Annotated in this window: 29 protein-coding genes and 1 tRNA gene; 11 read left to right on the forward strand and 19 right to left on the reverse strand. The window is 55.7% G+C overall.

Annotation, left to right across the window (positions count from 1 at the left end; all coding sequences use genetic code 11):
* Window positions 1-13: 13 nt before the first annotated feature.
* From PYRFU_RS00200 to PYRFU_RS00210, 3 genes are read right to left on the reverse strand one after another with little or no spacing between them, the layout of a single operon-like run.
* Window positions 14-967, reverse strand: a complete 954-nt coding sequence (locus PYRFU_RS00200; protein WP_014025589.1) for a hypothetical protein — start codon at window positions 965-967, stop codon at window positions 14-16.
* A 1-nt stretch (window position 968) separates the two neighbouring features.
* Window positions 969-1,160, reverse strand: a complete 192-nt coding sequence (locus tag PYRFU_RS00205) for a hypothetical protein (protein WP_048191221.1) — start codon at window positions 1,158-1,160, stop codon at window positions 969-971.
* 52 nt (window positions 1,161-1,212) lie between these two features.
* The gene (locus PYRFU_RS00210) at window positions 1,213-1,746 is read right to left on the reverse strand and encodes a metallophosphoesterase (protein ID WP_014025591.1); all 534 of its coding nucleotides are present in this window, start codon (window positions 1,744-1,746) and stop codon (window positions 1,213-1,215) included.
* A gap of 75 nt (window positions 1,747-1,821) precedes the next feature.
* Here PYRFU_RS00210 and PYRFU_RS00215 point away from each other — a divergent pair, with 75 nt between their 5' ends.
* Window positions 1,822-2,388, forward strand: coding sequence for an AAA family ATPase (locus tag PYRFU_RS00215; protein WP_048191223.1), 567 nt, complete (start codon window positions 1,822-1,824; stop codon window positions 2,386-2,388).
* 30 nt (window positions 2,389-2,418) lie between these two features.
* Window positions 2,419-2,856: an RNA-binding domain-containing protein gene (locus PYRFU_RS00220; RefSeq protein WP_048192121.1), complete on the forward strand. Its 438-nt coding sequence runs from the start codon at window positions 2,419-2,421 to the stop codon at window positions 2,854-2,856.
* Here PYRFU_RS00220 and PYRFU_RS00225 read toward each other — a convergent pair.
* The 3 genes from PYRFU_RS00225 to PYRFU_RS00235 are packed head-to-tail and all read right to left on the reverse strand — an operon-like array spanning window position 2,853 to window position 5,673.
* The gene (locus tag PYRFU_RS00225; RefSeq protein WP_014025594.1) at window positions 2,853-4,268 is read right to left on the reverse strand and encodes a lipopolysaccharide kinase InaA family protein; all 1,416 of its coding nucleotides are present in this window, start codon (window positions 4,266-4,268) and stop codon (window positions 2,853-2,855) included. The two genes, PYRFU_RS00220 and PYRFU_RS00225, sit on opposite strands and share 4 nt — an antisense overlap.
* A complete protein-coding gene (locus PYRFU_RS00230) occupies window positions 4,265-4,999 on the reverse strand; it encodes an NTP transferase domain-containing protein (RefSeq protein WP_014025595.1) in 735 nt (244 codons plus the stop codon). Before PYRFU_RS00230 ends, PYRFU_RS00225 begins: the two co-directional genes overlap by 4 nt.
* Complete coding sequence (locus PYRFU_RS00235; protein WP_014025596.1) at window positions 4,996-5,673, reverse strand: CDP-alcohol phosphatidyltransferase family protein; 678 nt, start codon at window positions 5,671-5,673, stop codon at window positions 4,996-4,998. The genes PYRFU_RS00230 and PYRFU_RS00235 overlap by 4 nt, the downstream gene beginning before the upstream one ends.
* A gap of 157 nt (window positions 5,674-5,830) precedes the next feature.
* Here PYRFU_RS00235 and PYRFU_RS00240 point away from each other — a divergent pair, with 157 nt between their 5' ends.
* Window positions 5,831-6,250 carry a DUF2153 domain-containing protein gene (locus PYRFU_RS00240; RefSeq protein WP_014025597.1) on the forward strand — a complete coding sequence of 140 codons (420 nt, stop codon included), beginning with the start codon at window positions 5,831-5,833 and terminating at the stop codon, window positions 6,248-6,250.
* On the opposite strand, the gene PYRFU_RS00245 is transcribed toward PYRFU_RS00240, so the two are convergent.
* Genes PYRFU_RS00245 through cyaB form a run of 5 tightly spaced genes read right to left on the reverse strand, consistent with a single transcriptional unit; the run spans window position 6,242 to window position 8,742 of the window.
* Window positions 6,242-7,291 (reverse strand): DHH family phosphoesterase, encoded by a 1,050-nt coding sequence (locus PYRFU_RS00245; RefSeq protein WP_014025598.1) that lies wholly within the window; start codon window positions 7,289-7,291, stop codon window positions 6,242-6,244. The two genes, PYRFU_RS00240 and PYRFU_RS00245, sit on opposite strands and share 9 nt — an antisense overlap.
* Window positions 7,212-7,562 carry a hypothetical protein gene (locus PYRFU_RS00250; protein WP_167827764.1) on the reverse strand — a complete coding sequence of 117 codons (351 nt, stop codon included), beginning with the start codon at window positions 7,560-7,562 and terminating at the stop codon, window positions 7,212-7,214. The genes PYRFU_RS00245 and PYRFU_RS00250 overlap by 80 nt, the downstream gene beginning before the upstream one ends.
* 14 nt (window positions 7,563-7,576) lie before the next feature.
* Window positions 7,577-7,789 (reverse strand): hypothetical protein, encoded by a 213-nt coding sequence (locus PYRFU_RS00255; RefSeq protein WP_014025599.1) that lies wholly within the window; start codon window positions 7,787-7,789, stop codon window positions 7,577-7,579.
* Entirely contained in the window at window positions 7,786-8,181 is a 396-nt protein-coding gene (locus tag PYRFU_RS00260) for a prefoldin subunit beta (RefSeq protein ID WP_014025600.1), read from the reverse strand. Before PYRFU_RS00260 ends, PYRFU_RS00255 begins: the two co-directional genes overlap by 4 nt.
* A gap of 24 nt (window positions 8,182-8,205) precedes the next feature.
* Complete coding sequence (cyaB, locus tag PYRFU_RS00265; protein ID WP_014025601.1) at window positions 8,206-8,742, reverse strand: class IV adenylate cyclase; 537 nt, start codon at window positions 8,740-8,742, stop codon at window positions 8,206-8,208.
* 73 nt (window positions 8,743-8,815) lie between these two features.
* Between cyaB and PYRFU_RS00270 the strand changes: the two genes are divergently transcribed.
* Window positions 8,816-10,363, forward strand: a complete 1,548-nt coding sequence (locus PYRFU_RS00270; RefSeq protein ID WP_014025602.1) for a cation:proton antiporter domain-containing protein — start codon at window positions 8,816-8,818, stop codon at window positions 10,361-10,363.
* Here PYRFU_RS00270 and PYRFU_RS00275 read toward each other — a convergent pair.
* On the reverse strand, window positions 10,341-10,937 hold the full coding sequence (locus PYRFU_RS00275; RefSeq protein ID WP_244403948.1) for a GNAT family N-acetyltransferase: 597 nt from the start codon (window positions 10,935-10,937) through the stop codon (window positions 10,341-10,343). The genes PYRFU_RS00270 and PYRFU_RS00275 overlap by 23 nt on opposite strands.
* Window positions 10,938-11,170: 233 nt before the next feature.
* Between PYRFU_RS00275 and PYRFU_RS00280 the strand changes: the two genes are divergently transcribed.
* Together PYRFU_RS00280 and PYRFU_RS00285 are read left to right on the forward strand one after the other, a co-directional pair.
* Window positions 11,171-11,247, forward strand: a tRNA-Lys gene (locus PYRFU_RS00280).
* A gap of 35 nt (window positions 11,248-11,282) precedes the next feature.
* On the forward strand, window positions 11,283-12,164 hold the full coding sequence (locus PYRFU_RS00285; RefSeq protein WP_048191227.1) for an MDR/zinc-dependent alcohol dehydrogenase-like family protein: 882 nt from the start codon (window positions 11,283-11,285) through the stop codon (window positions 12,162-12,164).
* On the opposite strand, the gene PYRFU_RS00290 is transcribed toward PYRFU_RS00285, so the two are convergent.
* On the reverse strand, window positions 12,136-13,188 hold the full coding sequence (locus tag PYRFU_RS00290; RefSeq protein WP_052296898.1) for a DUF1152 domain-containing protein: 1,053 nt from the start codon (window positions 13,186-13,188) through the stop codon (window positions 12,136-12,138). The genes PYRFU_RS00285 and PYRFU_RS00290 overlap by 29 nt on opposite strands.
* A 60-nt stretch (window positions 13,189-13,248) precedes the next feature.
* On the opposite strand from PYRFU_RS00290, the gene PYRFU_RS00295 reads away from it, so the two are divergent.
* Entirely contained in the window at window positions 13,249-13,608 is a 360-nt protein-coding gene (locus PYRFU_RS00295) for a hypothetical protein (protein WP_014025606.1), read from the forward strand.
* A gap of 205 nt (window positions 13,609-13,813) precedes the next feature.
* On the opposite strand, the gene PYRFU_RS00300 is transcribed toward PYRFU_RS00295, so the two are convergent.
* Together PYRFU_RS00300 and PYRFU_RS00305 are read right to left on the reverse strand one after the other, a co-directional pair.
* Window positions 13,814-14,431 (reverse strand): V-type ATP synthase subunit E, encoded by a 618-nt coding sequence (locus PYRFU_RS00300; protein WP_048191228.1) that lies wholly within the window; start codon window positions 14,429-14,431, stop codon window positions 13,814-13,816.
* Between the two features lie 12 nt (window positions 14,432-14,443).
* Window positions 14,444-14,755, reverse strand: a complete 312-nt coding sequence (locus PYRFU_RS00305; RefSeq protein WP_014025608.1) for a V-type ATP synthase subunit F — start codon at window positions 14,753-14,755, stop codon at window positions 14,444-14,446.
* Between the two features lie 98 nt (window positions 14,756-14,853).
* Between PYRFU_RS00305 and PYRFU_RS00310 the strand changes: the two genes are divergently transcribed.
* The 3 genes from PYRFU_RS00310 (at window position 14,854) to PYRFU_RS00320 (ending at window position 19,201) form a co-directional block, all read left to right on the forward strand.
* On the forward strand, window positions 14,854-17,109 hold the full coding sequence (locus PYRFU_RS00310; RefSeq protein ID WP_014025609.1) for a V-type ATPase 116kDa subunit family protein: 2,256 nt from the start codon (window positions 14,854-14,856) through the stop codon (window positions 17,107-17,109).
* Window positions 17,110-17,173: 64 nt separating this feature from the next.
* Window positions 17,174-18,427, forward strand: a complete 1,254-nt coding sequence (locus PYRFU_RS00315) for a 3-isopropylmalate dehydratase large subunit (protein ID WP_014025610.1) — start codon at window positions 17,174-17,176, stop codon at window positions 18,425-18,427.
* A gap of 75 nt (window positions 18,428-18,502) precedes the next feature.
* The gene (locus PYRFU_RS00320; protein ID WP_014025611.1) at window positions 18,503-19,201 is read left to right on the forward strand and encodes a CdvA-like protein; all 699 of its coding nucleotides are present in this window, start codon (window positions 18,503-18,505) and stop codon (window positions 19,199-19,201) included.
* Between the two features lie 4 nt (window positions 19,202-19,205).
* Here PYRFU_RS00320 and PYRFU_RS00325 read toward each other — a convergent pair whose 3' ends face one another.
* The 4 genes from PYRFU_RS00325 to PYRFU_RS00340 all read right to left on the reverse strand — a co-directional run bounded on the left by PYRFU_RS00325 (window position 19,206) and on the right by PYRFU_RS00340 (window position 22,352).
* A complete protein-coding gene (locus PYRFU_RS00325; RefSeq protein ID WP_014025612.1) occupies window positions 19,206-20,204 on the reverse strand; it encodes a hypothetical protein in 999 nt (332 codons plus the stop codon).
* A 31-nt stretch (window positions 20,205-20,235) separates the two neighbouring features.
* Window positions 20,236-20,613: a hypothetical protein gene (locus tag PYRFU_RS00330; protein WP_014025613.1), complete on the reverse strand. Its 378-nt coding sequence runs from the start codon at window positions 20,611-20,613 to the stop codon at window positions 20,236-20,238.
* Between the two features lie 154 nt (window positions 20,614-20,767).
* On the reverse strand, window positions 20,768-21,766 hold the full coding sequence (locus PYRFU_RS00335) for an SIS domain-containing protein (RefSeq protein ID WP_048191229.1): 999 nt from the start codon (window positions 21,764-21,766) through the stop codon (window positions 20,768-20,770).
* 16 nt (window positions 21,767-21,782) lie between these two features.
* Window positions 21,783-22,352 carry a nucleotidyltransferase gene (locus tag PYRFU_RS00340; RefSeq protein ID WP_014025615.1) on the reverse strand — a complete coding sequence of 190 codons (570 nt, stop codon included), beginning with the start codon at window positions 22,350-22,352 and terminating at the stop codon, window positions 21,783-21,785.
* 157 nt (window positions 22,353-22,509) lie between these two features.
* On the opposite strand from PYRFU_RS00340, the gene PYRFU_RS00345 reads away from it, so the two are divergent.
* Window positions 22,510-22,929, forward strand: a complete 420-nt coding sequence (locus tag PYRFU_RS00345; RefSeq protein WP_014025616.1) for an HIT family protein — start codon at window positions 22,510-22,512, stop codon at window positions 22,927-22,929.

Consider the following 22,929-nt stretch of genomic DNA (forward strand, 5'->3'; position numbering starts at 1 on the left):
TCCGCTAATATATCTAGTGGGTTGCCTCGCCAAGACACTTTTCGACTTGCGAGGCAACGAGCCTCGCTATCTGAGCCTCACCCATAAGCTGAGACGGTCTAGGCGCACCGGCTGCCCGCTTGTGGCCTCCACCGCCAAGCGCCTTAGCTATACACGAGACGTCGAGTTTGACGCTTCTCAAGCTAATGGCACGCGGATAGACGTACACCTCTACGTCTATGTTCTCGGGGTTCCAGCCACGACTCCACAACAGCTTCTGTATGGTGCAGACGTCGACACCGGGTTCCATCGGGATAACTGCCACCTTAACACCATTGTATTCGTATACGCGTAGCCTCGCAGCGACACGCTCAGCTTCACTCATGTAACGCTCTACATGCTCCTCGTAGAGCTGTTGAGCCCAGTCGGGCCACAAGTCACCTCTAGCAAAAGCCTCGACAGCTTTCACTGGGTCGCGAAGAGCCCTCAGGACGATTCTCCACTTGTCGGCTTCGCTTTCACCAGGCTCGCATGTATCATCGGCTCTCGCTATCCTGACTAGCTTGGCGCTATACTCGTCGTTAAGCCCTAACGTGCGCGCCACGAGCTCTGCAGACACGTAATCGCGTAGATGGTACACCTCTACGCCGACGTTTAGGAGCCTCTCGGCGGCACCTGACGGCCACGGATGGTGGTCGAACCAAGCGCTAGGCATACCCTTCAACAAGTTAGCATAGATTATAGCGTCTCCCATCGACTGGACAGCAAGGTCTACTAACGCGATACCAGGCTTACCTAACATCGACTTTGCCTTGTTGACTACGTTGCGGAGGACTCGTGGTAGACCGCGGACAGTAGAGTGGTGTGCTTCCCAGCGTGCACCCCGGTCGGATGCCCAGCGGGCTAGAAGCGCGGCACCAACAACACCGTCGAGGTCCCCGTGAAATACTATGTAGAGGCGTCTAACCTTCTCTAGGCTCGTCCTCAATTTAGCCGCCCTGCTGTGCCTGCTCTTGCTTCATACGCTCCCATACATCCTTTGGTATGATGTGTAGGCTCTTACCACGCCATTCATACCTACCCTCTTTGAGCGCCTCCAGGATTTCTCTTGCCACTTTATCATTCGGGTGCTTCTTTAGGTGCCTCTCGAGCCTCCTCATCCACCTTATCTTTCTGCTCACGCCTCTCAGCCCCAACCCGCCGCGTGTACGAGACCGGGATAAGCTAGTCGCTCTACAAGTGATCCTCGCGGAGCCCAAGCTCGTGTATACTCGCTTCACGCGTCTTCGTATCGAGTATCGCGACGCTCATCCGGCCGGTTAGACAGCCGCAAGTTTCACCTGGATTGAGCACGATTTTCGCGCCTCGTTTCTCTACGCGAGACTTGTGAGTATGCCCGTAGAGTACTACGTCAACTGCTCCGCTTTCGGCGAGCGCCTCTACAACGCTCAGTGTCTCTTCCTCGGAGCCCCATCCGTGTAGCATGGCTATCCTTACGCCACCCAGCACTTCGATGCGAGGAGGCTCGTAGATGCGGTAGCCTAGGCTTGCAGCGACACGCTCCAATAATCTCCTCTCACCATCATTATTACCATAGATGATTATCGCGTCACGCACACCCTGTTCGCGAAGAGCGCGCAACGTAAACGGGGCTACAACATCCCCTAGGTGCACAACCAGCTCAACTCCATGCTCTTTGAACAATTTTGCCGCTAGTCTTACACCTCTGATATAGTCATGACTGTCGCTCATGACGCCTATTAGCATGCTCGCCGCCCGTAATCGCTGTGGGGCCACTCCGTTTTTCAGTAGTTGCTCTTCGCGGGGCTATAGAGCAACGGGATGGCGGGGTTGGGGTTACGTTTCGTGCTCATAGCTGGCATGCCCGGTGCAGGCAAGAGCATCGTAGCCAGAGTTGCTAGGGAACTTGGCTTGCCGGTCTTCACTATGGGTGATGTTGTCAGAGAGGAGGTTAGAAGGAGGGGTTTGGAGCCAACACCCGCCAATATGAACAAGGTGGCTACAGAGCTGCGCAAGCTGTACGGAAAGACTGTCATAGCCGAGAGGACCCTAGACGCTATCAAGAAGAGCGGCATCCGGGATGGCATTATAGTGATAGACGGTGTTCGTAGCCTAGAGGAGGTCGACGTGTTTAGCAGTTATGCGCCAGTGACTATAGTAGCTGTCCATGCTTCACCAAAAACTCGATTCGAGCGTCTACGCGCCCGTGGTCGCCCTGGCGATCCACGCACATGGGAGGAGTTCAGAGCACGCGATCTGATGGAGCTAGGATTCGGCCTTGGTAATGTGATAGCACTCGCCGACTACATGCTAGTGAATGATGGCGTGACGCTGGACGAATTCGTGTCGCAAGCCAAACGCCTCTTAGAAGCTATGATAAGGGGGTAGATTGTAAAGAGCCTCTAGATGGGTGCCAACGTGCCGAGAGTGAGAGTTGAAGCCGAGATTAGGCCAACTGAGGACCCCGAGAAGGTAAAGCAAGCAGTCCTCAACGTCTTCATACCAGACCGCATCAGGATCGAAGAGTATGGCGAGTATCGTTTGCTCGTCGCAGAGGCCGACAGCCTTAGGAGCCTAGAGAGGCTACATCAGCTTCTTCGCCAAGATAGGATACTTGACGCTGCACGACGTCATATGACGAGGGGTGTCGAAAAGGGCTTCCTAGTCTTCAAGCTAAACAAGCAAGTAGCTCTCGTAGGGCACGTATCTTTTGTAGACATGGATAGCGAGGCGCCGATGGGCCCCATAACGTTCATAGTGGAGTGGGACAAGCCAGAGGAGGTAGTTGACTGGCTCGCGCCACCAACCCGAATGGGTAGACCGATTTACGAGAAGCCTAGACCAGACGCATCTTAGGTCACAGCGCCAGCCACGTGCAGAAACGCGCGGCGCGCCTTCTCCAACACGGTAACGGGCGCAATCGGTGTGAATGGAACAGCGAATACCACCCTGGCCGCCTCACGGACCACCTCAACATCGCCGCCAGCCGCGATATACGCCTTAGCTACGAGCATCGCGCGATTGCCAGGCTCTTGGGGGTTGAAGAGGAAACTATAGTAGACGAGCACCGCGAGGTCCCATGCCCTATGTTTGATGCTGTCACTCTTACGCGCCTGCTCCAGATCAACCATGTAGATCCTATCCCTACCGACTATGAAGTTCGTTGGGTTTGCGTCACCCATCACCCAGCCTTCACGGTGCAACTGTGCTAGAAGCATACCAGCCTCGGCGAGCGAAGGGTGCAGCGGGTCCTTGGCGACCAGGTGGTGTAGAGGCGTACCTTCAATGTACTCGTATGCTGCTTTTAAACCTCTAGGGTCGACTAGCACAGGTTCCGGCACCGGTAGCCCGGCATCTAGCATCGCATTAACCGCGTCATACTCAGCCTCTAGCCTATCACGTGGCGCGAGTCTATACGGGTATATTGGGAGCGCTATGCCCGCAGCAACAACCCATTTAGCGGTTGCTGGTGTAAGATACCGTTTCACTATAACACTCTTGAACTCCCCCCTGTACGCTGTTACTGTGCCGCCAAGCCCCATCTGCACCGTCCTAAGTATCCTCTTGACACCCGTCACGGAGTAGAGCTGCTCCTCAAACTCGAGCACCTTGGTACGTAGTCTGCCTCTTCGAAGCTTAACCAGGAGTAGAGGGTCACGTATTAACGGATGGTCTACACCACCAGGCCTTACCAGGGGCCATATCCTCGTTAGCCTCACCGCAACAAGCCTCCACCCCCTCCTAATCCTCGCACCGCTGTGCTCACAGAGCTCGAACCAAGGACCGCCGGAGCGTTCGCACCCGGCCTCAAGCAGGCTCTGCTCAGCATCCCTAACGACAACTCGTGCATCACTCCTAAGCACATCTATGAGGCTGGACGGGACCCAGGGGTACAACCTTGAGAGTCTAGAAGCCCTCGCGACAATATGGTATATATGCGCGACTTTGGCGTGAGCCGCAAGACCCCCAAGGAGTTTACGCAGCCTGGCATGCTCTTCAACAGCTATGCGTGTTAAGTACGCCATCCTAGCCTCTTCTATGACGCTTGGATCACCATCTATCTGCTCGGGCGGTGTAAGCAACATTGATGCCACAAGCTCCCCGAGTATACTGGCCTCCGCGTCACCCACAAGCTCGTCTACACGAACAACGTTATACCCTGGGCAGTGTGCCTCACACTCGCCTTCACAGACGACATACACGCTAGCGACTCCACGTGGCTTTACAACAGCAACTACGTCACCAGTCACACACTCGGCGTGCGTCACTTGCTTCTCCCAGCGTTGACCAGTGTACCTAGGAGCTCCTCTAACAAGCTACGCCGCTCACCGGACTCGAAGCCAAGTATATCGCTCTCGGTGTCTACGTCCGCCCAGAGGCACCCCGTTACATCAACCACACTGATGCGGCCGCCTCTCTGCGAGTAGAGGGTCCACAATTCATTCATCGTCAGGTCTGTCCGGTGACCGAAATATGCTAGCATCCCTCTCCAATCACGCACAAGGAACACACCCGTATCGACATAGTCATAGTCTTCAAGCTTCTTGCTGAATACTGTTGGCGGCCCCACGCGTATCTTTGTAGCCTCGTCGATATCCACTAGCGTTGGCTTACGGTCTCCCGCTACACACACACCAGCGTCCTCAGGGCATCCTGCTACAAGCCTCTCAACTAGACACGGATGGTAGATGTGGTCGGCAACACTGAGTAGAGTCTCGCTACGCACACTCGACAAGCCCACCAACAGACTATAGCCATTCTCACAGTAGGGGCAGAAGCTAGCCACGAGGTTCACATCCCACCCGTTCTCACGTAGTATCGCTCTAGTTTCTTCAACATACGCATTCTGAACCACTAGCGTAGGCTCAACGCGGCCAAGAGCCGCACTTACGCTCGATAGGGGATAGTGAACGAGAGGCCTACCCCATAACCTAGCCAGGTGTTTCGGCCCTCTTCGTAGCCTCGTACCCATACCAGCCGCTACGATGAGGAGCTTCATCCTATCTCACCCCGTCTCCAGAGTAGCCAGAGTTCAACAGTTTTCGCTACTACGTAGGCATAGGAGGCAATGGACGTAAAAATTAGCACCGCGAGTAGCGCATGCCAGCCCATCGGCGGGACTGCTACGGACCCCACAGCCAACAGGAAGAGGCGGACATCTCGAGAAGCCCATGGCCGTATCTTGCCTAGTAGCTGTATACTAGTCCCTATGCTAGCCTCTCCACGTGCATGTACATAGCTAACCATTATGTCACCCGACACTATCAGCGTCGCCAGAAGTGTCGCGACGCCACGCGGTATACCAAGAGCCTCTACTACAGCGTATGTTGCAAGACCGAATGACACGATGTCAACTATTCTATCTGTCACCGCGTCAAGATATGCGCCAAAGCGACTCTTTCTATTAAGCAGCCTCGCTATCTCACCATCCACACCATCGAGGATGGATGCCAGCTGCACGAGGAGCCCCGCTATCGCTGCCATCACCGGATCTACCGCTAGGTATGGGAGGGCAGCCAGGACGCCAAACACCCCCGTCGCTATCGTCACTGCATTCGGGTTACTCACGCCAAGCTTCACGAGTATTCTGGTGACCCTCCACGACACCCTCCTGTTGATGAGCCTCGAAACCGGGCCGTCAGTAGGCTTCGCGACTTTTGCAGCCTGGCTCAAGTCACCCGCCCTCGTTGCGTCGCAGAGAATTAGCCAGCGTTTTTGAATACCGCGCGACCGCAGCGTCCTTGCACTAGTTGTCTTCGAAAGTTAGGTCTAAAGGCCTCCGTGGTGCAGATGCTTACATTGAGGTTGGGGTTAGCCCGGGTGTGTACATATGCAGCGCGTAATAGACTATGGCTTTCTACGCAATCTTGACGAGTGGGTTAGGATGCAGAAGAAGGTGCTAGAGACGTTCCAGAAGGTCGAGAAGGATGTCGAGGAGGGCGACAGGCTACAGCTGATACTAGCCACTAGGGCAGCGTTCCAGCACATGATGAGGACCATCAAGGCATTCGACCATTGGCTGCAAGACCCTGTCATCATTAGCCACATAACAAGGGAGATGCTAATCGAGGTCTGGCAGGTGATGTACAAGGTACTTACAGAGCTTCTCGAGATAGACATCAAGCATACCAGCGAGATGCGCCAGTTGCTCGAGAAGCTGGCACGCGAAGGTAAGCTGAACCCGCTAGCCGCGGCCGTCAAGAGCGAAGAGGAGGAAGAACAGAGGAGGCCACCAACGCTATCAGTCTAAGGGGCTTAGCTCTAGCCCCTTCTCCTCCAACTTTCTCTTCAACACCTCCACGAGTGTAGTCAACGCCTTCTCTAGTGTAGCCTTACCCGCCGCGCCTGCAGCTTGAGAGTGCCCGCCGCCGCTACCTCCTAGCATTTTCCCCACTTCCTCCATTATCTCTCCCAATGCCAGCCCCGTGCCCTCAACGAAGCTCTTCAAAGCCCTGCCGACAACCCTTGCACGACCGTCACGCACAGATACTATGAACGCGGCGTCGGCCCCCAGGTCCAGTATGGCCCGCGCCGCCGAAGCCTCAAAGGCCTTCACGTGGCTAACCCCAATGAGTAGGTTGTTGCTCGTCTTGTATACCTGTAGACGCTGCGCCGCCTTAAGACGCGCAACTCTCTCAGAGTAATCCATCGGTGGTGACTGTAGAGCCTTAAGCACACGCTCTAGGCTAGCACCAAGCTCCATGAGGTCTGCTGCAACGCGAAGTGTACGCGGAGCGGAGTGGCGGAGATGCTTGGTATCATAGACTATACCCGCCAGCAGCAGGGCAGCCATACGCTCGTCAATCTTCACACTCCACTCGCGCAGCACAAGATACACTAGTTCGGCTGTAGCCTTGGCACCCGGGTCGCATATAGAGACCAGCGCACCCTCAGTCATCAAACTCTTCTCATGATGATCTATCACTATGTAGTCAACGTTCTTTACAAACTCGGCGAGATCCCCCAGGTGCTCGAAACTGGCCGTGTCTAGCACTATAGCGAGCCCGGACTCCTCTGGGCTTTCATCCTCAAAGTCGGCGGGCTCGATGCCGAGAAGCTCGCGCACCACCCTCTTAGAAGCCTGGTTCATACCCTCGGGTAGGAGGAGCCTCGCGTCCACACCTAGGCTCCTTAGCGCCTCGCGTATGGCATAAGCCGAGCCCACGGCATCCGGGTCGGCATTCTTATGGGCCGTTACTACTACCGGCGTCTCAGTCTCCAGTATCTCCCGGAGCGCCCTCCGAGCCTTCTCTCTCAGCTCCTCCTCTGAGAGCACGTAGACGCTCCTCAAGCCACCTACCCGCCTCCTCAATAGCCTCTGCTATAACCTCCTCGTAGGAGATAGGACCGATAGCCTTTCCCACAACGCGAACATCTACCAGAACGTCTAGTTCGTCGCCCTTGTACTCTCCCCGCACGATTATTTCGAATTCGTCAACCCTCCTGCGTAGCTTGCGCCGCAGGTAACTCCTAATCCTCTCTTCAACACCTGCCATCAACTCCGCGAGTATATCCTCATTCAACTTTATGCGTTCCAGCCCAACATTGATGACACGGGGCAAGTAGTCCTCACCTCTCACCTTCCCCGCATGAAGAAAGCCGCTATTACCGCAACAAAACCTGGCATAACCAAACTGATAGATTCTAGTATACCACCCTTTACGAGCAGGGCGTGCGACACGAGGACAACAAGGGGAATGTTAAGAGCATAAGCTACGAGTATTGCGATTACTGCCGCGCGAACAACTTGCACTAAAATAGGGCGTAGACGGGCGAGGATGGGCCTCACCCGCCACCCTTCTTCCCGAGCTGCTCTGGCTTAACACTAGTGCCCGCCTGGAGCCTCACTTGATACTCACGTATCTCGCGTAGAAGCTGCTCAAGCCTCTTCCGCAGCTCGTTCTCCTGCTTCCTTAGCTTCTCAAGCCTAATGTCGATAAGCTCGAGCCTGTCTTTCAACTCGTTGGCAACCTTCTCCTTCGACACCCTCACGAGTATCCCGCCAACGCTACGATAAACCTCGTTCTCCTGCACCTCCTCGAGCAACTTCAAGACCCTCTCTATCTCGCTCTTCTCACTCTCGAGCGCAACCCTCTCCTGCACGACTCTGTTGAGCTGCTCTTGGAGCCTCTGAGCCTCTGCTACCTTACTCTCAAGCTCGGGTGGAAGCCTCTGAGCCACGAGCTACACCCCAGCCGCTCACGTCTACCGCCGGCTTAATCCTTCCCGCTCGAGCAGAAGCTCCAGGTAGGACTTCGTAGTCGTCGGCACTTCCTCCAGGCCAAGGAGGCGTATGGCTTCACCAACAGCCTCTTCTCCACCATCAATAGCCTCTATCTCAGCGAAGCAGCCCAGACCCTCTACCTCATCAAGCGTCACCTTAACACGGCCTAAGCGATAGTAGCGCCTCTTCTTCCGTATAACCGCAACAGGCTTGAAACCAAGAGCTTCAAGCAACGCACGAACATTGCTAGCGCTGTCTACCTGCACTGTAATCTCGCGCCTAGCCTTGTAGACGCCACCCTCCTTGGGACCCTTGTACGTGAGTTCTACTCGTTCCTTCACCACCCTTACGCGTAGGGCTTCATCCGTCTTTGCAAAGTCCCTACATGGATGCTGGAAGTACACATCCTCCTCGATATACTCACCCTCATAGACGCCACCCATCCTCTTGACACGCTCCTCTATAGCAGCCAGCATGATACAATCGCCAAGCACGAGCTTCGCCTCAACCTCCCGCAAACGCTCCACCGGAGCGGTACAGACTAACACCCGGGTTTGAGGCTGGCCACGCCGGGCGGGGTGTAATCAGGAATTGGCTGGCAGCGAGATTGCACTCGTAGCAGTATATGTCGGTCTCGTGCTGCTTGTCGCTAAACTCTTCGAGGATATCGTGAGGAGAGCCAGGCTGCCAGGCTTCATCGGCGCTATTATCGCCGGCTACATACTAGGCCCCGGCGGCCTGAACATCATACACAAGGAGCATGTCGAGGCCATGGGTCTGCTTCTAGTCGTGGGTATAGACTTTCTACTGTTCCTCGCAGGCGCTGAAGAGCTAAGCAGGATGAGGGGCGGCTTACGTCCACGCGAGTTGAGCGTAGCTACCGTCCTCATGCTCTCAACTACAGCCGCTACTGCCGTAGTAGCCCACCTCCTCTACCGCGAACACCTGGATTGGAGCACATCGCTAGCCTTTGGCATCGTCATGGCAATTGTGAGCCTCGGGCCATTAACACGCGCGTTGATAGACTCGGGGTTGATAGCCACGAATGCTGGCTTGACGGTAACGCGCATCGGCTTAATAGCTGAGGTCGGCGGCATACTCGCGTTCAACGCCGTCTATGCGGGCAAGATATTCCCGAACGCCATTACAACACCACTCTTCTTCATAGCGGTCTACCTCTTCGGGCGGCGACTGCTAACCCGCATACTCTACCTGGTCGAGGATGTGATCTCGGCTCGCGAAGCTCCCTTCGCGATAATAGTCGCGTTGGTCCTCACGGCTAGTTACCTAGCAGAGATAATAGGGTTCAACGCGGCTGTTACTGCACTACTCCTAGGCTTCTTCGCGTCGACTTATCTCGAAGAGAGGCCAGCATACGTAGAGAGGCTCAAGGCGTTCACATATGGCTTCCTCGAGCCGCTGTTCTTCGCTGGTATCGGCCTAAAGGTACCACAACTAGATCCTTCGAGCATGGCAGCAATGCTCCTCATAACACTAGCTGCCGCCGCTCCCAAGCTGCTTACAGCGTCAGCCGCCGGGCTAATGCCAACTGGTATAGCCCTCCTGGCGAAGGGTGGCGTTGATGCCGCGCTCCTCTTAACGCTATACGAGACGCCACACGGCAAAGGTAACCTGATACCCGACCAGCTTTACACCGCCGGCGTCTTCTCAATGCTACTCTTAAGCACACTCATGGCTCTCGGCCTGCGTAGCATTCAGCCGCCACGCGCAAAGGGCGAGAAAGAGCCTTGGAGGATGAGGATTGGAGAACTCGGCCTCGGATACGACGTCGTAAGACGCACAGACAACCTATTGACAGTCTCGATGTTCGTAAGTGCTAGCCAAGGCGGCGCAGTAGTCGTTATAGACGAGGATGGACGCCCCATAGGCTACATCACAGCAGCTGACCTCATCTACATCGCACCATCAGAAATGAGGAGGTTAACGGCGGAGGAGGTCATGAGGGAGAATGTGCCAATAGTGAAGGTAACTGATAGAGTAACAGAACTACTACGTGAGCATCTCGTGGCAGAGCCGATAGTGGCGGTGGTCGACGAGGACGGCCACCTCGTAGGCACGCTGAATCCGCACCGTGTGCTCCAGAAGATATACGGGATTAGCGGTAAGCGCGAGCACTAGCACCAACCTTAGAGGCTATATATTCGACGGGGTCGCGCCAAGGACAACAACCAGTCTTCAGCGCTACGAGATCATCAGTATAGCCCCCAGTAACGTAGAGTATGTCCTCAGTTATCTCGTTGCCAAGTTTTCTCCTAAGGTCGTCCCAAGTCATCACATCATAGCCCAGCGATTCTAGCATACGCCTGGATGCTGTGTTATCAGCGCGGAGTGTCGCCGCGAAAACCTCTGCACCAAGCTCCTCGAGTACCTCCTCACCAGACGCTATTAGTATCTTGCCATACCCGCGACCCTGGAACTCGGGCCTAACACCAGCATAATGATGCACACCCAACATCAGTTTATCATCACAACATGGCCAGACATAAACCTGGTTAAACCCGACAGGTTCTCCATCCACAAGCAGTACGAGCGTACGCACCCATCTCCTATCCCACTCCAGCCCAACCTCGACCCAGTAGCCCTCGCTACCGAACAACTCATAAGCTAACTTCCTAACAAAGTCTTTCAGCTCACCCTCCGCCTCAACGACCTCGAGCCTCATACTACCAACTACCATAGACACGACACGCATCAAACCATAAAGCCGATTTTCACCCCAGCTACCCACACTTCACGACTCACAACAGCTTGCAAGACTCTACAGCGATAACTAGGCAAAGCTACTTGGCTTATACTCACACCCATTTCCATTTTATCAGATCCTTTCTGCACTCCTTTCCCTATACCATGCTCACCGCGTACCCCATCTTTCGAACAGCAAAGCTTATATTGACTTCTCTGCTGCAGCGTTAGAACACGGGTCGTGGGCCGGTAGCTCAGCCTGGCAGAGCGGCGGGCTCTTAACCCGTAGGTCCCGGGTTCAAATCCCGGCCGGCCCGCCACAACCTCCTCCTTCGAAACGGGTCGGGGTCACACCGTGGCCTCAGAAGCTGTACGTCTTGTACACCGCGGTTACCCTACTGTTGAACGTAGTGCACTCCCTGTTATCCCTAGAGGCTGGGTGCTGATACGCGTTGGACTAGGGGTGTGGAATGGCACGGAGCGCGCGGTATCACAGGGGCTGGTTTGGGTTGAACCCGGTAGGGTTCTTGGCGCAGAAGGTCTCGGTGTTGTTGTTAAGCGCGGCGTAGGGGCCGATATTGACGAGGGTGTTCTTGTCGTACTTTCGAGGGTGCCTAAGGAGGGTTTACCTGGAGTGGCTATTAACGGCTGGCTTGCGAGTTACACGTCGCTTCCCTTCTCGTCGCTCGCCCAGCTTGATAAGGGTGTTTGTAAACGCGAGCCTAGAGCTTGCGCTCTTGCCTTTAGCGCTGGACTAGGCATAGCCGCAGTTATATCGTCACACGGCGAGCTAGGGGTGCTCGGCTGTGGGTTCTCCTCGTTATCAGCTGCACTAGCCTCTATGGAGTATGGCGCGACAACGCGACTATACTGCTTGGATTCTATCGGCGCAAGGATAGCCTCTAGGCTTGGCCTAGAGGTGCTCTCAGCGAAGAGGAGAGAGCCGAAAGAAGAGACGCTCTACCTGGCATCTATAGATCCGCGGCTTGTAAGGCTAGTCGAAAATAGGAGAGGCTCGCGCCTATTGCTACACCCGATCTTTCTCCACTACCCGCCACCACGCACAATAGACACATACACATCCGTACTGAGAGAGTCCCGTGTTCACGAGGGAGTGAAGCTGCTTCTCAAACACATAGATTTTCTAGATGCTGCCGTGGGGCATGCAGATCTAGAAGCACTGCCATATTCACACGGTAAACTCGCCATTATCGCTCGGCTACACAACGTAGTCTGAGCGCTCGTCTCCCACCTGCGCGTACACGCGCCGGGTTGGGCTCCAATCCTCTCATCTTTTCACGCCACAGCCCCTCCTCGAGATCCAGCTCCGTGAATACACATGCCTCGTTCAGCCTAGCCCTAGCCTCTTGCAGACTCCATGTACCCGATACGCGTCTCGCCAGGGGCGACAACTTGTATAGAATCTCCCCGTCCATGTAGAAGACCAGCGCCTGCAGGACTGTGAGATCCACCCTCCTAGTCCCGCCACGCAACTTGAAAACACCACGTACACCGCGCCTTGCCATTAATTGTGCAAGCCCGGCTTCCGTCACAAAACCTTCCCTAACAATCTCCTCAAGCACTAACGCCTCGTCAAAGGATACCAGCCTCGCCGCTCTCAGACCACCTGCCGCCGCAATATCACCGAGCCTCTCCAGTATCTCATCAAGCCTCAGTTCGCCATCAGAGCCCGGGCTTTGCACAGCAGCAACTACGGGTAAACCACTCTCGACGCTACCAGCGAGACCCACCGCATCGGCCAGCGGGCTCCACAGCGTATCCTCTACACCCTCCGCCAACACATCCCCGCCAACATCAACCGCCAAGATAGCTTCCGCCCCCGTCAAGCTAGCAAGGTGTCGCAGAGCCTCAGCGATGCCACGCGAGCCTCCCCACACATCAACCACGTAGATGGGCACCGACGCTATGCGAGCCAATCTACACACTTGGGGTATGAACACGTTACCCCCGCACAGGGAGCGTACAACCCAGCACCCTCCGCGAACCTCAAGCAGGTGTAGAGACAAACGTGACGTGGGGCCAGCAAAATCCTCTAGACGAAGAGGACCGGGGCAAGGGTCGATAACGAACCTCTCCCAGGCTATTGCCGCCAGTTGTGAACGCACGCCATACTTTTGTAGCCAGAGCGTGTTGAGCATTGCAGAAGCTATGTCGCCGCCACCACCCACAGCAAGCACAATGACACTCCTCGGCTTGAAACCAAAGACCTCCTCTATCACCATTCTCGCCTTTCCGCCCACAACACCGGATAGCTCTAAGAGTCGTTCGGCAATGGAATTCACAGCTCGGGGGTAGCTTCAATGCACGACCTTGCAGAGAAACTAGCAGAGCTCCTAACCGCGAAGGGAGTTTACGAGAAAGTACTCGTAGACAACGTTACTGGCGAGTGCGCAGTGCTAGTCGCTAAACGTGGAGCAACGCTCCACCTCATAGCACTCTCGACGCACAATGACTGGGTGTATGCCAAGATCGCTCTTAGCGATGCAGTACCCCTCCGGGCATGGAGCTGCTCTAACATCTTCTACACGCCGTACGGGTTGTACGCCTTTGCCCACACACTCGATGAGTTGGCCGACAAGATAGCTGGTAAGCAGGATAGGTTAGAGGCGCAAGCTAGGATATTAGAGGAGGCGTTGAGAAGCGGAGCATCTCTGGAGTGATGACCCCGCGCACTCAGAGCCACGCGCAATGAAGAGGGTCTTGAGTGCTGACCATAACATCTCACCATATACCCCACAATAAGTTACCATAAAACAACACGACACAAGAAGAGCCCAGCAGTTCACACCACGGGTATAGGAAGAAGCATTTACCGCCAGTTACACCACGCAAAAACAAAAACAATATCGTTCTGTTACTCTCTTCTTAGCCGAATAGTGCTTTAGCAGCCGCTGCCTTCGCCTCCTCCAGGATGTCTGAGAGTACCGCCTCTAGCCTGTAGTCGAGGCGCATCTTGCCGTCGGGAGTTGCAACCACGAAGCCTCCTACACCCTCGATGTCCTCGCCTGCAAGCGTGAACTTAACCGGAAGGCTTGCACCACCAACCAGCTTCTCAAGTAGGTCGCGGTCCGCCTTCGTCGGGTATACTACGGCCTCGGTAGCCGTCTCGCGTATAGTCTCGGCAGCACGCTTCAACATGTCCTCGAGGAACGCTGTGTAAGCCTCGTCTCCAACGCGGCTGCGGAGCCTTCTTAGGGCCTCGTTGACAGCCTTCTCTATCCACTCGTTCCTCGCGTTTAGCTCCGCCACTCTCAACTCAGCCTCGCGTACCGCCCTCTCCGCTCTTACTTTCTCCTCAGCCTCACGGAGAATAGCCGAGATGTCTTTCTCGAGCTTCGCTAGAGCCCTGTTCTTCGCCGCGTCGAGGATGCGGATAGCAGCGTCGAGCGCCTCATCAATCTTCTTGTTTATCTCCTCGCGCACCTTTTCAGAGGCCTTTTTCGCTACCGCGTGTGGGTCGCCATGCATGTGTATGCGGGGCACCGGCCCCACCCGCTACCCGCCGAAGCCGAGCGCCTGGAGAAGAAGTCTTCTCATGTCTACCGGCTTGCCTGGGCTCTTCAGAGTCGGGAGCATCGCTACGACAACATCGCTGCGCTCATCCCCGATTTTCTCAACGATGTCCTTGACAGCATCCGCATACTCGTTGGAAACCAGTATCACGCCAACCTCTGTCGACTCCAATAGCTTCTGTAGTATCTTGCGGGCCTCGCCACTATCCTTAGCGACGTAGGCCTCAACGCCTATAAGGCGGAAGGCCGTGGCGGTATACTCGTCGGCTATCACGGCTATCCTCTTCTCAGGCAAGCCGCTCCCCAAGAGCGGCCCGAGCGCCTCGCATTTATATGGTGAGGCTGGGGTGGGCAGGGACACGGGAATAGTAACGCCTGGCGAGGTGGTACTCGATGCTCATAGCCAGGGGGGCGGCAGAGGTAACTATACTCGTACCTCGCGACAAGCTGACCAGCGCGGTAAAGGCTATACTTGAGAGTGGCGCGTTCCACCCAAAGCCTATCGAGGCTGGCGAGGAGGCTGCCACAGAGAAGGGTCAGGTCCAGAGGTTGCTTAGCGAGGCCGAGAACCTAGCTCAGAGGATTCGCGCCTACCTGACCAGCGTAGGCGAGCTACCGGAGCCTGGCGAGGCGCACCTCGGGGAGGTGCGCGATTGGGTATCGAAAGCTGAGGAGGTTATCAGGGAGGCTGAGGAGCTGGACTCCAAGTTGGACCCCGTGCTGAAGAAGCTGACAGAGCTACGCACCCCTGGCAGCGAGCTTGCCGAGGCGGCTGAGGTCGCCAAGGCCTATAGCTGGCTTGATTTCGACCTCTCGCAGCTACGCGACTTGAAGCACTTGCGTGTCCGCCTGCTGAGAGTCCCACATAGACACGTGGAGCGCTTTGTGAAACTTGCCGAGGAGGAGCCCATATACGTCATCGTCGCCGAGGATTATGAGCCGCTCAACGCGCTAGTCATAGCGATATACCCCGAGGAATACGAGGTGGTCATCAACCATCTTGCCGGTGAGACCGACGCGTCAGAAGTAGTGCTCCCATCCAACATACCACAGAACCTAGCCAAGGCAGCCGAACACTTCGCCAAGCTCGAGGAGGAGCTAGTCGAGGAGATAAAGCGCAACGTGCCCAAACTAAAGGAGCTACTAGCCAAGCTGCTTACGGTGCGCGAGGCACTCAGAGTCCTCCTGGGGAGCCTCGAGACCAGACTATTCACCGTGCTAAGCGGCTACGTGCCACACAACGAGGTTAAGAAGTTCGCAAACATGGTTGTAGAGGCTACCGGCAACACAGCCATAGTGACTGCCAGCGGCTATGTGAGGATGGAAGAGGAGGTAGAGACGCCAGCAATCGTCAAAGTACCAAAGCCGCTAAAGCCATTCGAGATGCTAATGTCGAGCTACGGCTTCCCAAGGCCCCGCGCCGTCTCCCCACTAATACTAATGGCTATAACCTTCCCGTTGATCTTCGGCATGGCATTCCCAGATCTAGGCCACGGTCTAGTGCTATTCCTGCTAGGCCTCTATATGAGGAAGAGGGGCGAGTTCCTCGGCTTCGCCAGAGGCGAGGGTGTACGCCAGCTAGGCACCCTCCTGCTATACCTAGGCTTCACCGCCATGGTCTTCGGCTTCCTCGCAGCAGAGTTCTTCGGCCCACTAACATCAGAGTGGCTCATACACCTATGGTGCAGCATGGGCTACGACAAGCCGCCCTACGCGACACCACTGTACGCCGCCCACGTGCTTCACTCCTTCGAGGAGCTAAGCAAAGAGATGGGGCCAATACAGGCGCTCAACGCCATCTGCCCAGCGCTCGCACAGAAAGTCCTCGAGGAGCTAGGCCCCAACCCAGCCCCCGAGCAGGTCAAGCACTTCGTAGAGGCGTATGTGGGCGCCAATATAATGACAACAGCTGTCTACTTCTCCATGTACGTGTCGCTACTACTGGGTACACTGCTGCTAACACTCACGAGCATATTCGGCCTCTACACCTACATCGTCATGGGCGAGAAGGCCGAGGCCGTAGTCTCAGGTCTGTCGAAGACGCTGATATTCGGCGGCGTCTTCATAGCGTTCCTATCCAGCCTAGCGTTCCTACCAAGAGACGCTATACGCCTAAGCGGCTACCTGCTAGCACTGACAGCAGGCCTAACGGAGGTAGGAGGTAGGAACGTAGCAGAGTCTCTCAGCGAGCTTGTTAGGATGCACGGCGGCGATCCGGGCATCTACCTAGGCCTAATCCAGCCGCTAATGGCACTGATGATATACTCTGGTCTAGCCATAGCCTTCATCGGCAAGATAGTGGAGACCGTGCACCATGGTGGCGGTATCGGCGCAGCGCTCGGCAATGCCGCACTAGAGCTCTTCGACCTACTACTGATAGCCATGGGCAACACGCTAAGCTTCCTGCGAATCTTCGCACTAGCCCTAGCACACAGCTCGCTAATGTACGGATTCTATGCTATCTCGCTGCTCGCTGGCCCAGCGCTACCAATAATCTACGTGCTAGCCAACCTGCTAGTCATCGGCATGGAGGCTATAGTGGCGTTTGCGCACACGCTGAGGCTCCACTACTACGAGATGTTCAGCAAGTTCTTCTTCGCCACCGGGAAGCCATTCCAGCCTGTGCGCGCCTACGCCAGGATAGGCTGAGGTTTTCTCACAGCCACCTTGTTTTTCCCTCCCCACGCTCCCGCTTGGCTTCCGGGTTCTCGTCTTGAGAGGAACCCTCACAGAGCTCATACTATCCAAGCATGTAAAGGAGGGGCGCGTCGAACCAGGGGAAGTGATAACGGCACGAGTCGACCGTGTGATATTCCACGACCTGACAGGCTACCACGTTATCGAGGTTATGGAGAAGGCTGGGAAGACCGAACCCTGGGACCCGTCAAAGATTGTAGTCGCGTTTGACCATCTTGTGCCAGCACCCACTGTCAGGGCAGCCGAGGTTCAAAAGAAGACGCGAGAGTGGGCACTAAAACACGGCGTGATATTCCGTGACGTTGGACACGGCATTCTACACCAGGTTGTGGTCGACGAGGGTCTAGTAGAGCCAGGCCAGGTTGTCATAGGCGCCGACAGCCACACCAATACTGCTGGTGCTGTTGGGGCATTCGCCACTGGAATGGGTGCCAGTGACGTCGCGTATGCAGCGCTCTTTGGCGAGGTCTGGATGCGTGTACCGGAACCTATCCGTGTAGAGCTGAAGGGTAGCCTCAAACCCCCGGTTACCACCAAGGACCTCGTCCTCAAGATGCTTGGCGACCATGGCGCGGGCTTCGCTAACTACAAGGCTCTGGAGTTTGTAGGTGAAGCTGTAAAGACACTTAGCATAGAGGATCGCATGACCGTCGCCAATATGACTACAGAGATGGGCGCTAAGGTTGGCCTATTCCCTAGCGACGAGGTGACCATAGACTACTATCAGAGTCTCGGGAAGAGCGTCAAGAGGCTAGAACCCGCCCCAAACGCGGAATACACGGATACCCTCGAGTACGACCTCTCTAGCCTAGAGCCCATGGTCGCTGTACCTCCTCGCGTTGACAACGTAAAACCTGTAACAGAGGTCGAAGGCGTAGAAGTAGACCAGGTGTTCATCGGAAGCTGCACCAATGGCCGTCTCTCTGACCTCGAAGCCGCAGCGAGGATACTGAAGGGTAGGAAGGTACACCCAAGAGTAAGATGCATAGTAATAGCAGCGTCGCGGAAGATTTACGAAGAGGCGCTGAAGCGCGGCATAGTCGAGGTGTTAACCGAGGCGGGCTGCCTAGTCACCTGGGGTACCTGCGGCCCCTGCATCGGCGGCCACTATGGTGTACTAGGGCCAGACGAGGTAGGCGTGTTCACCAGCAATAGGAACTTCAGAGGGCGTACCGGCCACCCAACCGCTAAGACCTACCTCGCCTCGCCTTACGTCGCAGCAGCCTCAGCCATTGAGGGGAAGATTGCCGACCCACGCCGCTACCTCTAACACGGGTGTTACCAGCCCCAAGGGTACCCTACCTCTACCTCCGAGATTTTCTACACGCGGCGCGGGTGGGAACGCTTGGTACGCGCACTCTTCATAGACATGCTAGAGGGCAGAGTTGGCGCCGAAGTATATGACCCGTACCGTAGGAAGCTCGGCATCCTTGTCAGCTTCGACAGCGAGGTTGACGGTAGAGTCACAAAGGTGTCGGTGCTCCTCTACGGCTCCGGCGAGATTCGAGACTATGCACCAGACGCTATTGAGATTGAGGGTGACCGTATCATAGTGAAGCCTGCTTGGAAGACATTTGCGGAGAAGACAAGGGAGAGCTACAAGAGAGCAGTCAGGAGGATGAAGCACCTAGAGGAGATGTACCACAAGAAGGAGATCCCAGCACAAGTGTACCGCGAGTTTGCAAAGAGACTGGAGAAGGAGATCAGAAAGCTACGCGACCAGCTGACAAAGGTTCGTGAAATGATACAGAAGAGGAAGAGAGAGCTGGAGATCGAGCGCGACATGGTGATACGCTCTAAGACGGCCCTCCGCCTATCCTTCCTTAGCGGCGAAATACGCCCAGACGCGTACAGAACAGCCTTTGAGAAACTCAAGGACATTGAGGAGAGTATCGAACTCGAATGGAAGGACCTAGAGGAGACGTTAAAGAAGCTCGACGAGTTCGAAGAGGTCAAGATCAGCAACGAACAGAAGAAAATAGAGGAAGAGACTGCAGTCGCGCCCTCAGCGGCTCAGCCGATACCAGTGAAGATCATAGAGTGAAGCCCTAACCCAGCGTTTCCAGCAGCTTTTTAATGTACCTCTCGAGGTTTGTTATAGTGTCTCTCGTTATTCTTGACTCTTGTAGCTCTAGCGACGCTTCCAGAGACTTCTCCCATGCAGGCTTGAGGTGCGGATATAGCCCGTTGAGTCTCTCAACAGCCTCATCTAGTAGCATAGCTGTCCATCCACCTCCTTGAGCCTCGCGGATAAGGTCTTCAAGTCCATGCTTCTTAACTAGCATCTTGACAAGCTCCTCGAGAGCACGTAGATAATCCACGGTCTTCTCTGGTAGGCTCTCTACGCGCAAACCTAGCTCAAAGTACTTCCTTGCTATCTCGTAATGCTCTTTGGGAGAGTATCCGTGCTCAACCTCAGCTACAAGCCACTCAACACCAGCGTCTCGCAGTATCTTCGAGAACAGAGCAGATACACTCTCTATATCGACTAACTCGTCTGGGTCACTGGCCTCCCTTACATACACAAGCCTTGCTTCCCCACTACTCGTGTCTATACCCGCACCGCCGACAACCTTACCTTTAACACTATCAATAACCTCGTCATAGTCAGGTATTGTATTCTCGTTGCCAAGTATGAAGCTGTAAACCGCCTTTACACGGCCTTTACCAACCTCCACGTCGATACTGTCAAGCCACGGGTCTAGACTCAACAAACGCACAACAACACCCTCAAAGTTATCCAACCATGACATGTTACTAACGACGAGAAGACCCTCACCCTTCAACCCTTTGATGACAGGCTTTAGAAACTCGTACAGACTTGAGCCTGCCGAGATTAATGTCGTTAGTGCTGCCCGCCATGCATTCCTATCACACCCATAGTAGCGGACAATCTCTTCAACCTCGCTCAGCGTAGTAGCGAGGCTATCCGCGAGCGCGCCTACGAGATCCGAGGCCGACAGGCAGTACCTGCTTGCAGCCTCGGAGAGGCGAGAAGCAACCCACCTTCGAACGAGACCGGATACTACACAGAGGTCTAGTTTCAACCTGTTACCCCGAGCTTAAGGTGTTACCCTGTCACCCGCTTTTGCTCTCACCGGCGTTCGCGGCAGCCTGCTGACCACCACTCTGCGATTGCGAAACCGCCCTACGCCTCCTACCGGGACGGTATGCTGCAGCGGCTCCTAGGTATGCCGCGAATAACTGATAGAGGCTACTTACAGTTTCCTCCATGCTCGCGAGCTTCTCGCCAATACTACCGATGCTCCCCCTTACGTCATTGAGGGCTATCTCCATTTCTTGCACGACTAGCGCCGCGATGGTCTTCGGGTCGACGGCTGGCAGCTCTTTAGTCGTGTTTCTTGACGATAGCTTTGCCGCGAGTATACCGCCTATGGCTCCGCCGACTGCGCCACCCACGAGAGCAGCCGCAAGTATAGTGACTGGGTCCGTCAATACCCCACCCTCACTTTCCTGAGAGTCCGATAACATTTCCCTACATAGACTAGGTAAAAAACCTCTGGAAGGCTACGTCCGCACATGGGCTGTGAGGAGCCTTGTAAGGAGCCGAGGGTTCTGCCGATGGGCTGAACCAGGCTGCCGAGCCCTACTAGAGACTCTCCGCAACCTTGCGAGCCTCCTTGATCTTCGGTATCTGTTGCGGATCCGCGCCCTCTATCCTCGCAAGGTGTATGCTAGCCAACCCGACGAACAGCGTGCTCCACGCCAACGCTTGTAGTACACCTGCCTGCTCGATACTCACCCTCACCGTGCCAACCACGCTAGACAGCTTGGATACCAGGTGGTCGTAGAGCTTCCTAGCCGTGTACCCCTTCCAGTCGAGCGCCAGCACCCTAGCACCCTCAATAGTGCCGAGCACATCGACGCTCTCTATGAAGTTGTGTAGCGCTTCGGGTGTATAGACGGGTATACCTACCTTCTTCGAGTTCTCCGCCAGTTCCTGAACCGCCCGTGTGGCCACAGGGGCTAGCTCCCAGCCAGCAGTTACAACCACTAGCTTAGAGCCGCGTAACACCTCAGCTGTTTTGACGGCCTCATCTTCTATCTTGGCGTCGGCCAGCGCCGTTATGGAGGCTTCCACTTCGCCGCGTGGCACGGATACTAGGCCCAGGCCGCGTAGGAAGCCAAGCGCGGTGTAGAAGAGAGCTGCAAACATGGAGCGTGCTGCTGGGCCCTGGGGCACCCTCATGTAGACCCATCCGCGCGCCTCGGCACGTGACGCTAGAGGCCCCTTGCCCGACACTACCGCGACAAGCGCGCCAGCGTCAGCAGCAGCCTCAACGCACTTTATCGTCTCGACCGTGGTGCCGGAGAAGCTTACACCTAGGGCCAGCGTTCTTCTTCCCGCTCTTCTCGGCGCCAGTGTAGACTTCGCAACGCTGATGGGCACACCGCCATAGATGTCGCTCACCTTCTGTAGGTACTCGCCTACAACGCCAGAGCCTCCAACACCACACACAACGACCTCGTCTACGCAGGCGTAGGCTCCCGGCGCCTTGGAGGCCGCGTTAGCCCCCTCTTCGAGCGATTCACGAGCAAGCGAGGGCCACGACAAGTACGCGTCTCGCAGCTGCTCGAAACCGTTCAAAAACCACACCCGAGGCTTACTCTATCAATCCAACCTTCTTCAACCGTTTCTCCATCAGCTTCTGGTCCTCCTCCGGGAAGTACTGGATGCTCTCCCTCACGAGCCTGCGGTCGAAGCTCACTTCACCACTCTTGACGAGGGTCGCCAGCTCCTCAAGGTCGGACATATCCTCGTCGCGCCCAGCCTTCGCCTTAAGCAGCGCGTAATCCTCTACCCTCAAGACCTTTACTTCAACACCACGTATGTTCTTGCGTGGCGCGCGCTGCAACACCTCCGGCGGCACATAGAAGTCGTAGATGTTCTCATAGAGCTCCACGATAATCTCCTTGTCACCCGTCCTAACTATGAGGGCCGGAGTCCCTAGCCATGTCTGACCGAAGCCCCATCCATTCTTACGCGCCAGCTCTCTGTAGAAATCCTCCTCAATGAACGGGCTAGGCTCCTCGACAAACAAGTCTACATCCTCTTCAAGCTCCTTACTACGCATCTCGAGCTGCACTACAGTGCTACCAATTATCGTCGCTTTTACCCCCGCGTCGCTCAACACACGCATTATTCGCGCCAGGTCTTCAAGCGTATAGGGCATAGCGTCTCTCCATTGCCGCCACGCCAGCTGGTAGTAGATAGGGGGAGCGGTTGCCTGGGAGACTCTAGGGCGGCTGTGACGAGTGTGGCGGGCGCGACCCTTACGGGGGTGAAGAATTAGGAGCCCCCCGAGCCGCCCCGTTTGGGGCGAGTAGGCGGTGACGGACTGCATCTTCTGCCGCATTGTACGCGGCGATATACCTGCCCACAAGATATACGAGGACGAGAAGGTTGTTGCATTCCTCGACATATATCCGATAAACCCTGGCCACACTCTCATAGTGCCGAAGGAGCACTACGAGAGACTGGATCAGGTGCCGCCCGAGACTCTCGACGCAATGATAAGAGCCGCTGCACGTATAGCACCGGCTATCCTGCGCGCCACTGGGGCCACCGGTTACAACGTGGTCGTGAACGTGGGTAAGAGTGCTGGACAGGAGATTATGCACGTTCACCTGCATGTTATCCCCCGTCGTGAGGGCGACGGTTGCCACATCATGCATTGCGCAAGGAGCAAACCCAGCAACGAAGAGCTTGCCAAAACCGCTGAAGCCATTCGCCGAGAGCTTGGAGGCTGA

The sequence above is a fragment of the Pyrolobus fumarii 1A genome, assembly GCF_000223395.1.
Classification (GTDB): domain Archaea; phylum Thermoproteota; class Thermoprotei_A; order Sulfolobales; family Pyrodictiaceae; genus Pyrolobus; species Pyrolobus fumarii.